14 protein-coding genes are annotated in these 14,231 nt (G+C 65.5%); 4 read left to right on the top strand and 10 right to left on the bottom strand.

All coding sequences use genetic code 11. From position 1 onward, the window contains the following. Positions 1–2: 2 nt before the first annotated feature. The 6 genes from AC1DNG_RS16000 to AC1DNG_RS15975 all read right to left on the bottom strand — a co-directional run bounded on the left by AC1DNG_RS16000 (position 3) and on the right by AC1DNG_RS15975 (position 5,336). Positions 3–893: an ABC transporter ATP-binding protein gene (locus AC1DNG_RS16000; RefSeq protein ID WP_476887751.1), complete on the bottom strand. Its 891-nt coding sequence runs from the start codon at positions 891–893 to the stop codon at positions 3–5. Continuing rightward, positions 880–1,689: an ABC transporter permease gene (locus AC1DNG_RS15995; RefSeq protein ID WP_476887798.1), complete on the bottom strand. Its 810-nt coding sequence runs from the start codon at positions 1,687–1,689 to the stop codon at positions 880–882. Before AC1DNG_RS15995 ends, AC1DNG_RS16000 begins: the two co-directional genes overlap by 14 nt. A gap of 98 nt (positions 1,690–1,787) precedes the next feature. Next, the gene (locus AC1DNG_RS15990; protein WP_476887750.1) at positions 1,788–3,524 is read right to left on the bottom strand and encodes a glycosyltransferase family 4 protein; all 1,737 of its coding nucleotides are present in this window, start codon (positions 3,522–3,524) and stop codon (positions 1,788–1,790) included. Then, positions 3,521–4,780: a glycosyltransferase family 4 protein gene (locus AC1DNG_RS15985; protein ID WP_476887749.1), complete on the bottom strand. Its 1,260-nt coding sequence runs from the start codon at positions 4,778–4,780 to the stop codon at positions 3,521–3,523. Before AC1DNG_RS15985 ends, AC1DNG_RS15990 begins: the two co-directional genes overlap by 4 nt. A 5-nt stretch (positions 4,781–4,785) precedes the next feature. After that, positions 4,786–5,076, bottom strand: a complete 291-nt coding sequence (locus AC1DNG_RS15980; RefSeq protein WP_476871129.1) for a hypothetical protein — start codon at positions 5,074–5,076, stop codon at positions 4,786–4,788. A 17-nt stretch (positions 5,077–5,093) separates the two neighbouring features. Beyond that, complete coding sequence (locus AC1DNG_RS15975) at positions 5,094–5,336, bottom strand: hypothetical protein (protein WP_476887748.1); 243 nt, start codon at positions 5,334–5,336, stop codon at positions 5,094–5,096. Positions 5,337–5,704: 368 nt separating this feature from the next. Between AC1DNG_RS15975 and AC1DNG_RS15970 the strand changes: the two genes are divergently transcribed. After that, on the top strand, positions 5,705–6,205 hold the full coding sequence (locus tag AC1DNG_RS15970; RefSeq protein ID WP_476887747.1) for a DUF3515 family protein: 501 nt from the start codon (positions 5,705–5,707) through the stop codon (positions 6,203–6,205). Between the two features lie 48 nt (positions 6,206–6,253). Here AC1DNG_RS15970 and AC1DNG_RS15965 read toward each other — a convergent pair whose 3' ends face one another. Genes AC1DNG_RS15965 through murA form a run of 4 tightly spaced genes read right to left on the bottom strand, consistent with a single transcriptional unit; the run spans position 6,254 to position 10,548 of the window. Continuing rightward, on the bottom strand, positions 6,254–7,384 hold the full coding sequence (locus AC1DNG_RS15965; protein ID WP_476887797.1) for a D-alanine--D-alanine ligase family protein: 1,131 nt from the start codon (positions 7,382–7,384) through the stop codon (positions 6,254–6,256). Positions 7,385–7,401: 17 nt separating this feature from the next. After that, a complete protein-coding gene (locus AC1DNG_RS15960; RefSeq protein WP_476857278.1) occupies positions 7,402–8,451 on the bottom strand; it encodes an NAD(P)H-dependent glycerol-3-phosphate dehydrogenase in 1,050 nt (349 codons plus the stop codon). A 14-nt stretch (positions 8,452–8,465) separates the two neighbouring features. Continuing rightward, the gene (locus tag AC1DNG_RS15955) at positions 8,466–9,212 is read right to left on the bottom strand and encodes a lysophospholipid acyltransferase family protein (RefSeq protein ID WP_476857219.1); all 747 of its coding nucleotides are present in this window, start codon (positions 9,210–9,212) and stop codon (positions 8,466–8,468) included. A gap of 10 nt (positions 9,213–9,222) precedes the next feature. Next, positions 9,223–10,548: a UDP-N-acetylglucosamine 1-carboxyvinyltransferase gene (gene murA / locus AC1DNG_RS15950; protein WP_028278332.1), complete on the bottom strand. Its 1,326-nt coding sequence runs from the start codon at positions 10,546–10,548 to the stop codon at positions 9,223–9,225. Positions 10,549–10,796: 248 nt separating this feature from the next. Here murA and AC1DNG_RS15945 point away from each other — a divergent pair, with 248 nt between their 5' ends. The 3 genes from AC1DNG_RS15945 to AC1DNG_RS15935 all read left to right on the top strand — a co-directional run. After that, positions 10,797–11,315: a GNAT family N-acetyltransferase gene (locus AC1DNG_RS15945; protein ID WP_230012081.1), complete on the top strand. Its 519-nt coding sequence runs from the start codon at positions 10,797–10,799 to the stop codon at positions 11,313–11,315. A gap of 446 nt (positions 11,316–11,761) precedes the next feature. Continuing rightward, positions 11,762–12,727, top strand: a complete 966-nt coding sequence (locus tag AC1DNG_RS15940; protein ID WP_476887746.1) for an amidohydrolase family protein — start codon at positions 11,762–11,764, stop codon at positions 12,725–12,727. Between the two features lie 128 nt (positions 12,728–12,855). Then, the coding region (locus AC1DNG_RS15935) for an HNH endonuclease (RefSeq protein WP_476887745.1) at positions 12,856–14,231 on the top strand (1,376 nt) is incomplete at its 3' end.

Here is a 14,231-nt window from a genome sequence, read left to right as displayed (position 1 = left end):
CCCTACCTGGACCGCTTCCAGCCGTTGGGCAGCAGCGTGGTACGCATTTCGGGGAGGCTCGCCATCAACTCAGCCCGGATCTTGCGGCCGTAGTCTGCGTTGCCCTCGTTGATGCGCCAGATGAAGTTCCGGTATTCCTTGGCTACCTCGTCGGGCGTTCCGTCCATGATGAAATCGCCCTTGTCGATCCAGATGGCGCGGTTGCACATGCCGGTAATCGTCCCGAGGCTGTGGCTGACCACAAACACGGTTCCAGCCTGGTTGGTTACGTGTTCCATCCGCGCCTTGGAGCGGTCCTTGAACTGTGCATCCCCTGTATTGAGAGCTTCGTCGATGAGCAGAATTTCGGGGTCCACTGCTGCCGCGATGGCAAAGCGGAGGCGCGCGCCCATGCCCGAGGAGTAGGAGTTCATCGGGTGGTATATCTCGTGCTCCAGGCCGGACATCTCCACAATGTCATCGAACTTGGCATCGATCTCGGCGTGGCTCATGCCCATGGCGAGGCAGCCGAGCCGAATGTTCTGCGCACCGGAGATGGAGGTGATCAGCGCTGCGTTGACGCCCAGCAGGATGGGATTGCTCGCGGCATAAACAGTGCCGGAGTCGGGAATGATCAAACCGGCGAGCACCTTCATCAGGGTGCTCTTGCCCGAGCCGTTGCGGCCAATGACGCCAATGGAGTCGCCCTGGTTGGCCACGAAGGAAATCTTGCTCAACGCCTTGGTCTTCACCACAGAGTCGCCGCGGCGGGGCGCGCGAAGTCTTTGCAGAACCGAGGTCCGGGCGTTGGTCCGCCCAGGCGTTTGATTCTTGGTCCGGTAGACCACCGAGATGTCGTCTACTACTACTGTCGGCTCATTGATGTAGCCGCCTGAAGCCTCAGACACGTCCATAGCTTTCCTCTCCACGCCAGAACACAAAGAGCCCGGCGGCAACCGATCCCAGCGCCCACAGACCAAGGACCGCCCAGGACCGCCAGGATGGCGTCGTGTCGTAAAGAACAGAGTCTCGGATGACCTTGATCACCTGAAATATAGGGTTGAAATCCATGATGGTGCGCACGGCGGGGTATTTCCCGAATCGGTCCTCGGCGAAGAAGACCGCCGAGACATACATGAGAAATCGAATGATGAACGAGAGCAGGTGTGTCAGGTCCGGGATCTTGAGGATTACCGGGGCCAGCAGCATGCCGATCCCCAAATTGAAGAGGAACTGCAGCAAAATCGCCGGAATGATCAGCAGCCAACGCCACGTGATTTCCTCGGCGGGTGCCGTGAAGATGACGAAGAGCAGCATAACGATGGTCACTGGAACGTTGGAGAGCAGTTCCCTGACGTTGACCGCAATAGGCAGAGATGCCCGGGGAAACTGGAAGGCCCGGATCATGGACGTGTTGCCTGTGAGGGACTTGGCTCCGCCCATTATGGACCGAGTGGACATCGAGAACGTAAAGACGCCGATGATCAAGTAGCCAATGAAGTTATCAATGCCCTTGCTGGTGCCCAAGAACACACCGAAGATCAGATAGAAACTGAGCCCGTTCAGGGCCGGCGTCAAAACCAGCCACGCAGCGCCTAAATGGTTATTGTCGTTCCCGCTCTGAACCCGTGCGCGGGCGTCAAAGAAGATGAAGCTGCGGCGGTCCCACAGCTGGACCAGGTAATCGAGGAAGTCGGGCCGCTGCCCCACCTTGCTCAACCGGGCAAGGTTGACGGGCACTGAGACCGTGGCGGGTGTGTCCGGCCGCGCTGCTTCGCTTTGGTCCGCTTCCGTTTTTTCCTGGACACTCATCTAGTTACTCCCAGCATTTCCAACTCTCTTGCCAGGGCAACCGCGTTGGCGGCCCATGTTCTTTCCTGCAACACGCGTTTCCGGCCGGCAGCTCCCATCGTTGCTGAAAGCTCCGGGTCCGAAAGCAAGTCCCGGATAGCCGTGGCGAAGGCGGCGGGATCCCCCGCCTCTGCCAAAAGGCCGGTCACCCGGTCCTCGACGATTTCTGCCAACGCCGGCAAGTTGCTGGCCACCACGGGCCGTGCGGAGGCCATGGCTTCCACGGGTTTGAGCGGTGTCACGGATCGCGTCACCTCCAAGTTCTTGCGCGGCACAACGAAAACATCCAGCGCTTGATGGTACAGAGCCGTCCGGCTCCGAGGCACACGACCCGTGAAGATAATCCGGTCTGCGTACCCGCTCCGCTGCGCCTGATTCTGCAGCGATGGCATGGAGGACCCGTCACCTACGATGAGGAGACGGAGCTGAGGCATGTCCGCCGCGAGCAAAGCAAACGCGGCTAGGAGGTCCTCAATCCCTTCATAGGCTACCAAGCTGCTCACGGTGCCGATGAATTGCGCGTCTTCTGTGAGACCGAGCTCACGCCGGGCACTGGCCTTGTCCAGCGGTTCGCTAAGGAAGTCACCGCCAACAGCATTCGGCGCGATCAGGACTTTGCTGGCTGGAATTCCGGCCGCGACGATGTTGGCCTTCATGGCCGTCCCGAGCGTCAGCACCAGATCTGCATGCTGCATGACTTCTGTTTCCCGGCGCTGAAACATCCTGTACTTTTCGCTGCTCCGGGCCTCGGGCCCGCGGGTGGACGCCCAGGTGTCAGCCAGTTGGCCGCGGACCTCGTAGACCCACGGAATCCCTAAGGCCTCGGCCACTGCCCGCACCACGAGTCCGTTGACGTAGTGCGTGGTGGTGTGCAGCACGCTGGGTTTGAAGTCCAGGGCCACGGCAAGCAATTCCTCCGCTTGCTGCTGCAGCCGGGCGTCAATGTTCTGGGCCATCGTGCCCGGCAGAAGCCGCTGGTAACGGATCCCGTCCACGGTGTCCGTGGATTTCGCGAGGAGCTTCCCGACCTGCACGGGATAGCCCATCCTGGTGACAGCAAGTACGTCCCAGCCGGCCGCGTGCTGCGCCAGCAAGGTGGAATGGGATCGCTGGGCATAGCCGCTGGCGGTGTGCGGCAGCGAATTTGTCAGCAGATGCAGGATCCGGCCGGGAACCGCCGTATAGGGTCGGCGCTCCAGCGACGGCGACGCGTCGGCCAGGATCGCTGCCTCGGCAATCAGGCGGGCACGTTGGCGCTGTCCCGCCGCTCCCGCGCCATCGAGCGCCTTCACAGCTTCGCTAACGGCCCCGGCGTACCAGAGGCGCCGTGCCCGGGCCTGCTTCGCGTGTCGTGCAGTGCCTGCCTTGGCCAGAAACACATCCGCTGTTTCCGGGAGGTTGGCGGCAAGGGCGACGTCGGCCAGCCGTCGAGCCCGCTCCCCCTCGACGGAACCGCTGGCGGCGGCGCGCAGCCGGCGTTCGACGTCGGTGCCGTCACCTGCGGCGAGTGCCGCGAACAATACGGCTGCGGAGGTGGAGTTCTTCGGCGCCACCTTGCACAGGCGCTTGGCAAGGGGAAGCACGGCCGAGGGTAGCCTGCGCGAAAGCTGCAGGAACAAGATGACGGGATCGTCAGTCAGGTGCTGGCGGACAACGCTCTGGGCCAGCCGGACGTTTTTCAGCAGTTGCATCATCGGGTAGTGCTGGCCTCCGCGAGCAGTTCGCTGATGAGTTCCATATAGCGGCCGGCGAGTTGCTCGTACTCGGCGTTGGCTTTGACCCACTGTCGGCTGTCGCCATTACGGACCAGGCGGCCGCGGTCCGCAGCCAGCTCACGCCACAGTGCCGCCAGCTCTTCCGGATCGCTGGCCACGATGTCCCCGGCCTCGGCGTCCGAGACGATTCGGGCAGCTTCTCCCTTGACTACAGCCGTGACATGCCGGCCAATTGCGAGAACCTCGTATGTCTTGGACGGCACGGTGGTTTCGAAGGATTTCCAATCATCCCGCAAGGAGACGATGCAGGTGTCAGCCGAGGAGTAGCGTGCCAGCATGTCGTCGCCGGTCAGGGGTGGGTGGAAGGTGACCGGAGCCTTCAGCTCACGCGCCAGCTTCTCCAGCGCCGGCCTCTGCGTTCCATGGCCCACCATGTGCAGGTGCATCGAGTCCCCCACCAGTGCACTGGCACGGATGGCGACATCGAGTTTTTGACTCTCGCCGTGGTTCCCCAGGTACAGGGCTTCGAAGACGTCCCGATCCGGTTCAGGCGGCCCTACGACCGGAATAGCGTCCAGGTGCACGCCGTTGCTGACGGTGGCGACATTGCGGACTCCGCGCGAACGCAGCGTGGCCGCGAATCCCTCGGTCACTGTGACCACGAGGTCTGCCCGGTGCTGGACAAAGTCCACCACGTGCTCCACAACGCTTTTGACACTGCCTTGGACCAGGCGGGCGTCGCGGGCCAGGTCCGGCCACGCATCGCGCATTTCCACGATCAGCGGGACGCGGCGCATTTTGGCCAGGGCGTAGCCAGCAGCCAGCGAAGGCAGCCCCGGAGCGGTGACAATGACGACGTCGGGCTTGCGGACCATCATCCCGGCGGGGACGGACATGAGGGCTGAGTAGCACTGGTCCAGCAGGCGCGCGGCGCGGGAGTTGCCGTGGCGCAGGTAGGGAACGTGGAGGATTTTTTCGGTGAACTGGCCGTTGCGCAGCCGGAACGGCCTTCCGGCCATCCAGCGCGGGAGGGCCCGCCGACCGAAGGGATAGTGCGCCACCGGAGTCACGACGTCGACATCCCAGCCGGAGTGCGTGAACTCCTTGATCATGGCAGTCCAGCGCCGCTGCGGCGGGCTCTGCTCCGGCCAATAGGAGTGTGTGATCAGCGTGATCTGCAGGTTGCCTCTCACGGACTTCGGCGCAGTTGACTCCACGAGGACTTCATCCTGCATGGAGCTCAGGACTTACCGGTGCGGGGAACGCCGGTGGCCTTCTTCGAACCGATGAACCGGAAGTAGGCAAAGCCAAGGCCCAGCAGGACCAGCACAGTGATGGCCTGGACGGCCAGAGGGCTGCCGGTAGCAACGGCCACGGCGGCCTGAACTTCGGACTTCACCATGACCGGCGGCTGAGTGGGCGTCGCGATGACAGCGGGAGCCGTGGACTGCGCCGGTGTGGGCGTACGTGTTGGGGTCGGGGTTTCCGAGGGGGTTTCCTCGGGGACCGGGACCACGACGGGCGGGGGCACCGGAACAGGAGCGGGAATTACCACCGCAGGAGCGGGTACTGGCACCGGAGCAGGCACGGGCGCAGGCGCCGGTGCGGGGGCTGGCGCAGGCGCAGGCGCCGGTGCGGGGGCTGGCGCAGGCGCCGGTGCGGGCGCAGGAGCCGGGGCTGGTGCGGGCGCAGGAGCCGGGGCTGGCTCCGGAAGAGGTGCCGGAGGGACCGGAACAGGGTCGGGAGCAGGTGCAGGCTCAGGAGCGGGGTCCGCTGGCTGCAGAGGATCACCGGAGCCACCGCCGGGCGAAGGATCCGGCGTCGTGGTCAGGAATCGGATGAGAGGGTGGGGAACGGCTACCGCGGCGTTTGCCGCTGTCGCCGTGCCCATGACTGAGCCGGCGAGGATCAAAGCTCCCAGCCCCACTCGTATAGACTTTTTTCGGCTGCACGACGTCATCGACAGTCCCTCCCCCACAGTGCGAGATTGAATCAGGTGTGCGTTATGCGGCCAACACTAACGTCATTGTCGGCAGAGCCCCACTGATGCACGAGGTCCCAGTCTACTCGATGGTAAGAGTCAGGCTGTTCCTAGAGATGCTACCTTTACTCTCCAAACCGGGACCATAGCGCCACGCGGACCGGGATAAGCTGGATCAATGCTCCCTTTCAGCCGTCTGGTTTCCGCGCGCCTGTCCGTGACTGTGGCGGCCGCCGCAGCCGGCCTGGCCTTGACCTCGTGTTCCCCGGTTGTCGACGTCACGCCTGCCAAGGATGCCGCGAACGCGGCCTGCGCGCCGATGATGCTGGCCCTGCCGGACGCGATCGGCGATGCCAAGCTTCGGAAGACCAACGCACAGGCCACTGCGGCCTGGGGCGATCCGTCCCAAGTGATTCTGCGCTGCGGCGTCAACGTTCCCGGACCCACGACCGACCGCTGTGTCAGCGTCAACGACGTCGACTGGGTCATCAAGGAAGGCGACCCCGTGTGGACGCTGACCACGTTCGGCCGCGAACCGGCCACGGAGATCCTGATGGACCCGGACAAGATCAGTTCGGCCACCGTGCTGGCGGACCTCTCCGCCGCCGCGCTGAAGATCCCGGCAACCCGGAAATGTGTGGGTCAAGAGGATCTGCAGAACCTCCCCACCAGCAAGTAGGCCCGGACAGGCACATCCGCGCCCGCCCGGTTCCAGCGCAGCGCGGTTCTAGCGCAGGCCGGTCTTGCGGTGCAGGGCCAGGTGGATCAGCTCGTCAATCAGATCGGCGTAGCCCAGTCCTGAGGCCTTCCACATCTGCGGGTACATGCTCTTGGGCGTAAACCCCGGCATGGTGTTGATCTCGTTGATGATCAGTTCGCCATCAGGGGTGTAGAAGAAGTCAACCCGGCTCAGTCCCTCGCCTCCGACGGCGTCAAAGGCGACCGCGGCCAGTTCCCGGACACGGGTGATCGCTTCTTCGGGGAGGTCGGCCGGGCAGCTGAGGGCTGCGGCGTCGTCCACATATTTGGCGTTGAAGTCATAGAATTCATGGCCGCCGCCCGCGACGGAGATCTCACCCGGCATCGACGTCCGGGGAGCATCGGTCCCCCGGCCCTCCAGCACGGCACATTCGATCTCGCGGCCCGTGATGCCGGCCTCGATGACCAGCTTGGGGTCGTGCTCGCGGGCGATCTCTATGGCGGCGTCGAGGCCCTCGAGGGAGTCCACCTTGGAGATTCCCATGGAAGACCCTGCCCGGGCCGGCTTGACGAAGACCGGGAAGCCGAGCTGGTCCACGCGCTTGCGGACGGTCTCGGGATCGTTGCGCCACTGCCGGTCAGTCACGGCGATGTAGGGTCCCACGTGGAGCCCGGCCGATTCAAAGACCACCTTCATGAAGTGCTTGTCCATGCCGACGGCGGACGCGAGCACGCCCGCGCCCACGTAGCGGGTGTCGGACAGTTCCAGGAGGCCCTGGATGGTGCCGTCTTCGCCGAAGGGCCCGTGCAGCAGCGGGAAGACGACGTCGACGGCGCCCAGCTCCTGCGGGACGGTGTTCGGGGCTGCGACGATCAGCTGGTGCTCGCCGCCGATCTCGGCCAGGGTCACGGTCTGCGCCGAGGGGGCCACCTCGGGCAGCGACGAGGCGGAGAGCGACCACTCGTCGGTTCCGCCGGACGCCAAAACCCACTGGCCGGTCTTGGCGATCCCGATCGGGATGACGTCGTACTTGTCCTTGTCGATGGCTCCCAGGACGCCGGCGGCTGTCACGCAGCTGACGGCGTGCTCGCTGGAGCGACCGCCGAACAGCACCGCCACGCGGGGCTTGGGCTGGCCCGTACGGCCGTCTGTGGTCATGTTGTTCTCTGACACTCTCAGTAATCGCCTTCGGGTTTCAGGTCCCGGGACAGCAGCAGCGGCCCCAGTTCGTCTACGGACAGTTTTCCGGCAAGGACCGCGACGACGGCGGCCGTGATCGGCATATCGACGCCGAGCTTTCCGGCAAGTTCGTGGACCGCCTGGCTGGACTTGATGCCTTCGGCCGTTTGCTTCATTTCGGCGGTGACCTGGTCGAGGGTCAGCCCCTTGCCCAGCAGCCTGCCGGCCGTGTGGTTTCGGGACAGGGGCGAGGAACAGGTCGCCACGAGATCGCCCAGGCCGGCGAGCCCCGCCATGGTCCGGGCTTCGCCGCCCAGGGCGAGGGTCAGCCGTGAGGTTTCGGCCAAGCCGCGGGTGATGACCGAGGCCTTGGTGTTGTCCCCCATCTGCTTGCCTTCACAGATTCCCACGGCCAGAGCAATGATGTTCTTGACGATCCCGCCGATTTCGACGCCGACCACATCGTTGGTGGTGTACGGGCGGAAATAGGGCGCGGTGCAGCTGCGCGCGATCCAGCCTGCGGTGACCGGTTCCGTGCAGGCCACGACGGATGCCGTTGGCTCTTCCCGGGCGATCTCCATGGCCAGGTTGGGACCGGATACCACGGCGACCCGGTCCGCGGGCAGGTCCAGCTCCGTGCCGATGACCTCGCTCATGCGGGCATCTGTGTGGAGCTCGAGGCCCTTCATCAGGGACACCACGACGGCCCCAGGCGCCAGATGCTCCTTCCAGGCCTTCAGTTGCGGCCGCAGGGTTTGTGCCGGCACGGCCAGAATGACCAGCTCCGCGCCCGCCAGGACCTCGGAAACGTCCTTCGACGCCGTGATGCTGGCCGGCAGCGTGATGCCCTTCAGATACTGCTCGTTGCGGTGCATGGTATTGATCTGGTCCACGACTTCGGGCCGCCGGCCCCAGAGGCGGATATTTCGTTCGACGCCGGAGGCTGTGGCGGCGTCGGCCACGACCTTGGCGAAGGTCGTGCCCCAGGAGCCTGCCCCCAGGACGGCCACTGTGGCGGCGGACCCGGATTCGCGGGCCGCCGACATCGCCAAATCCGCCGTCACTCTGTGACGTCCGGGTCTATACGGCCGTGCGTTGGCTGGTTGTGCGCCGCCGGGTTCCAGCGTTGCGCGGGCGGTTGTTCTCCACGCAGTCCCGCCAGGAGGCCGGTGATGGCGTCCATGATGGCATTCGTGGCTGCGTCGAGCGTCGCCTTGTCCAGCGAGCGGCCCTCAAAGGCGCTCAGGTCCACGGGATCCCCGACCACCAGGCGGGAGGTCTTGCGGGGGAAAATGTAGAAACGCTTCGCATACCGCGGGAAGACCTCTTGGGCACCCCAGTGGGCGATGGGCACCACGGGAATGCCGCTCTCCAGTGCCATCCGCGCGGCACCGGTGTGCCCTTTCATCGGCCAGAGTGCCGGGTCCCGGGTCAGGGTTCCCTCTGGGTAGATGATGATCGCCCCGCCTTCGTTCACGATCTCTTTGGCGAGTTGCAGCGAACGGTTCGCCCCCGTCGTCGAACGTTCCACCGGGATTTGCTTGGTGGAGCGCAGGACGGCGCCAAGGACCGGCACCTTGAAGAGGCCGGCCTTGGCGAGGAAATGCGGCATCCGTTTCTGGTTGTAGAGCATGTGCCCCACCACCAGCGGGTCGATTTCCGTGCAGTGGTTGGGCGCGGCGATGAAGCCCCCGGCGGGGAGCTTTTCGAGGCCTTCCCACTTCTTTCCCATGAGGAGGTTCATCACGGGCCGGATGATCCCGGCGACTGTCACGAACGTGACGTGGCTCTTGGCCGATTCCTTCACGGGTCCCCCGCTACTTGGCCGAGGTGATGTCGAAATCGGCGCCCAGGCCCGCGAGCTTCTCGGTAAAGCGCTCGTAGCCGCGGTTGATGATGTCGATTCCCGTGACGCGGGAGGTGCCGGTGGCGGCCAGGGCGGCAATGAGGTGGCTGAATCCGCCGCGCAGGTCCGGGACGTCGATGTCGGTGCCCTTGAGCTGCGCCGGACCGGAGATGACGGCGGAGTGCAGGAAGTTGCGCTGGCCGAAGCGGCACGGCACGCTGCCGAGGCACTCGCGGTGGACCTGGATATTGGCGCCCATGCGGATCAGTGCATCGGTGAAGCCGAACCGGTTCTCGTAGACGGTCTCGTGGACAATCGAAACGCCCTCGGCCTGGGTCAGTGCGACGATGAGCGGCTGCTGCCAGTCCGTCATGAATCCGGGGTGCACGTCTGTTTCGAGGACCAGGGGGTTGAGCTTGCCGCCGCGGTGGTAGAAGCGGATGCCGTCGTCGCCGATGTCCATGCCGCCGCCGACTTTGCGGTACGTGTTCAGGAAGGTCATCATGTCGCGCTGCGTGGCGCCTTCGACAAAGATGTCGCCGCGGGTGACCAAGGCCGCGGAAGCCCAGGAGGCGGACTCGTTGCGGTCCGAGAGGGCGCGGTGGTTGTAGCCGCCGAGGTCCCGGACGCCTTCGATGCGGATGGTGCGGTCCGTCTGGACGCTGATGATGGCGCCCATCTTCTGCAGCACCGCGATCAGGTCCACGATTTCCGGTTCGGTGGCCGCCCCGGAGAGTTCGGTGATGCCTTCGGCGCGCGTGGCGCTCAGCAGGACCTGCTCGGTGGCGCCCACGGACGGGTAGGGCAGCGCAATCTTGGCGCCCTTGAGCCCGTTGGGCGCGGAGATGTGGATGCCGCCGGGGCGCTTTTCCACGACGGCGCCGAACTGGCGCAGGACATTGAGGTGGTAATCGATCGGACGGTCGCCGATCTTGCAGCCACCCAGGTCCGGGATGAAGGCCTCGCCGATGGCATGGATTAGCGGCCCGCACAGCAGGATCGGGATGCGCGAATCGCCGGCGTGGGCGTCGATGGCCGTGCTGGAGGCCGTCTTGGCGCCCTTCGGGTCAAGCGTCAGATCGCCGGTCACGGGATCCTTGTCCACCCTGACGCCGTGCAGCTGGAGCAGGCTCGTGACAACCTCGACGTCCTTAATTTCAGGCACGTTGCGCAACACCGATGGCTCATTGCCCAAAAGGGCGGCAACCATGGCCTTGGGGACAAGATTCTTGGCCCCGCGAACGGTGACGCGGCCAGTTAGCGGGACGCCTCCGCGGATTGTCAGAACACTACTCATATACCGGTTTCCTCACGACTACTCGCCCCCAAATCCTTACAAAGGCTCCAGCTAAGCATAGGAGCATCCGTTACCGATCTGAAATACGGAGCGGTTCCAGGGGCCCCGTGTTGGCCCTTTCGGCACGGATGCGGCGGCGCTTTCGGGCCTGCGGGCTTTGCGCAAGGTGGGCGCTGAGGGTTTGCCCGGTGCACCGAGGACCGGACCAACTCCTGAGAAAAGGAGAACCCTTCGAATACGATCGTGTAATGCCTCGCCTTATCGCTCCGGACGTCATCTATCACTCCTCCTGGCTGGAAGGATCCGCCGAATTTGACGGCGCCCACCGGGACGGCGCGGGTGCGGAGGACTGGCCACTGGAAGAACTCGAAGATGACCAGTCGTTCCGCCGCTTCGTCGATGCCCTCGTCAACGATGCCCGGCCGGAGAGCCCGAGGAAAACAGGGTACGTACCCTGCACATACCTGTGGATCGTGGACGGTGACACTTTCCTTGGCTCACTGGCCATCCGGCACGAGCTGAACGATTTCCTTCTCAATCAGGGTGGGCACATCGGCTACAGCGTGAGGCCCTCCGCACGGCGCCGCGGCCACGCAGCTGCCGCCTTGGCCAACGCCCTGCCAATTGCCAGGGAGCTGGGCATCGCCCGAATTCTCCTCACTTGCGATGAAGATAACGCCGGTTCCCGGGCCACAATCGAAAAGAACGGTGGCGTCTACGAAGACAGCCGCAACGGCAAACGCCGCTACTGGGTCGGGCCCGCCTAACCGGAAGCACAAATAGAAGGAATCTCAATGCTGTTGTCAGTGGATTCCTGAGGCCTATGGCTAGGGGCCGAGGCACTTGGCGGTCGTAGTTCCGGGATAGGGTCTGCGCGTTTTGCTGTTGCTCATGGATTGTTACTTTCACGTGGGCGGGGCGGCACCTGTTCATGTGTCCTTCAGGACGTTCATTTACGCGCTCTAGCCTCTGCCGTCACCTGTCACCTCGACCCCCGGACGCGCGCTGACCACGGACAACCAGCAGGGCGACTAAGAGAACGGATCCCAGCGCCCGCGGCCTTGGTACACAGAAGTTCGAAGAGCACACAGTGACGGTCTAGCGCAGTCCCAGGCACCGTTCGGCGGTCTGCTCAGGGGTCGGATTTGCGAGTAGATTGTTCACATCCGCTGAGGGCCCGCATATCAGCGAAACGACGTGGACAAGGATCCGGATGGGCCGGCCGTACCGCATTGACACGCATCAGCACATCGTTCCGCCCGGGTATGCGCGCTGGATGCTTGAAGAGGGCATCCGCCCCGGCGGCATTGGCCTGCCGTCGTGGTCCGAGCGCTCAGCGTTGAAGTTCATGGACAGGCACGACGTGCAGACCGGCATCTTGTCCCTGTCCACTCCCGGCGTGTACTTCGGGGACGCTGCGGAGGCACGTCGGCGGGCGCGGGAGATCAACGAATACTGTGCGGAGGTGGTCGCGGCCCGGCCTGAGCGGTTCGGGTTCTTCGCGACGCTCACGCTGCCGGACGTGCAAGGCGCCCTGGCGGAGGCCCAGTACGCCCTGGACACCCTGCTCGCGGACGGGATCGTATTGCTGGCCAACAACGCCGGCCGCTATCTGGGCGATCCTGGCTTTGAGCCTCTTCTGGAGTTCCTGCACCACCGCCGGGCCGTAGTGTTCATCCACCCCGCTGAACTGCCCGGTCCGGCGGTGCCGGGCATACCCGCCTTTGCCGCAGATTTCTTGCTCGACACGACCCGCACCGCGATCAGCCTGATCCTGTCCGGTGCGATGGAAAAGTTCTCGGGAATCAGGTTCATCCTGGCCCACGCGGGCGGCTTCGTGCCTTACATCGCCTACAGGATCCTGCTGACGATGCTCAACGATAAGGGCCTGGCCCTCAGCGCACTGGCGGCGCTGGGAGATAAGAAGCAGTCCATCTTGCGCCGGTTTTATTACGACGTGGCCCTATCCGCCAGCCCGGCGGCCCTGCCCAGCCTGCTTGAGGTAGCTGACCCGGGCCGCATCACATACGGAACTGACTTCCCGTTCGCACCCTCTGCGGCGATCGATTTCCTGAATATGGAGTATGAAAATTATCCGCTGGACCCCTCCGTGCGCGCGGCGATAGACCGCGGCAATTCCGAGGCGCTTTTTCCCCGGCTGAGGCCTGAGCAGACTTAGTTCACATTGTGCGCGTTGCGCTCCCCGGCAGGAGGGGTTCCGGTGGAGGACGGGTGACCCGGTGGAGCGGGCACGTACGATCCGCAGGAAAGAACCTGATTGTCAGAGGTCCCTGAAACACTGGATTCATGGACGGCAATCAGGGGCCCGAAGTGGTTCCGGCAGGACACGGCGACGCCGGCTTCGGCCCCGCCGAGGGCGATGCCGCCGCCATTCCGGGCACCAGGGAGGCGGCCGTCGCGGGCCGGCTGGCCGCCGGACCGGTGGGCTTAGGCTGTCCGCCCACGGACAGTGCCGGGATCATTGACCGGATCCGGGAACTGGAGGACTGGAAATCCGCCGCGACCGCGGAACAGGCCCGGCTCGCCGTGGCCTTCGACCTGCTCCAGCGCCGCGAACAAGCCCGGCTCGGGGTCCCGGCCGAGAAGCTCGGCGCCGGGATCGGCGCGCAGATCGCCCTGGCCCGGCGCGAATCCCCGGCCAGGGGCGGCCGGCTCCTGGGCCTGGCCAAAGCCCTGATCACCGAGATGCCGCACACCCTCACCGCCCTGGAAACCGGCCAGCTGAACGAATGGCGCGCCACCCTGCTCGTTCGCGAAACCGCCTGCCTGAGCGCCGCGGACCGGGCCGCCGTCGACGAGGAATTGGCGCCCGACGCCGGGACGTTCGCCGGGGCCGGTGACCGGGCCCTGGTCGCCGGGGCCCGGGCCGCCGCGTACCGGCGTGACCCCCGCTCCGTCACCGAACGCGCCGCGCACGCCGCCACCGAGCGGCACGTCAGCCTCCGCCCGGCCCCCGAAGCGATGACCTGCCTGACCGCCCTGCTGCCCGTGACCGCCGGCGTCGCCGTCTACAAGGCCCTCACCGGGCACGCCGACACCCTCCGCGCCGCCGGGGACCCGAGGGGCCGCGGGCAGCTCATGGCCGATGCCCTGGTCGAACGCACCACCGGCACCCCCGGCGGGATCACCGGCGTCGAAATCCAGCTCATCATCACCGACCGCACCCTCTTCCAGGCCGGCGCCGAACCCGCCCGGCTCCCCGGCTACGGGACCGTCCCCGCCGGCTGGGCCCGCACCCTCATCAACGGCACAAAGGATGCACACAGCGGCGAGGGCGGCCGCCGTCCCCCCGGACCCGGCCGTCCCCCGGGATACAGTGGTCCGCCTGCACCCGGCGCCGCGGCCCCAAACACGGACAGAAACACGGACAGAAACGATGACGGCCAGTCCGGCGGTCCGGCGCACAGTGGTCGCCCTGGACCGGGCGGCGCCGCCGGGAGCGCCAATGACCCCGCGTTCCGGCTCTGGCTCCGCCGGGTCTACACCCACCCCGGCGCCGGCGAGCTCGTGGGGATGGACTCCCGCGCCCGGCTCTTCCCGCCCGGGCACCGCCGCTTCATCCAGGCCCGCGACGACACCTGCCGCACCCCGTACTGCGACGCGCCCATCCGCCACCTGGACCACATCATTCCCTGGCACACCGGCGGCCCGACCACCACGGG

It is taken from the genome of Arthrobacter sp. 01T425, from assembly GCF_056398725.1.
The sequence above is the reverse complement of the archived record's forward strand: the minus strand, read 5'-3'. Positions and strand labels throughout refer to the sequence as shown.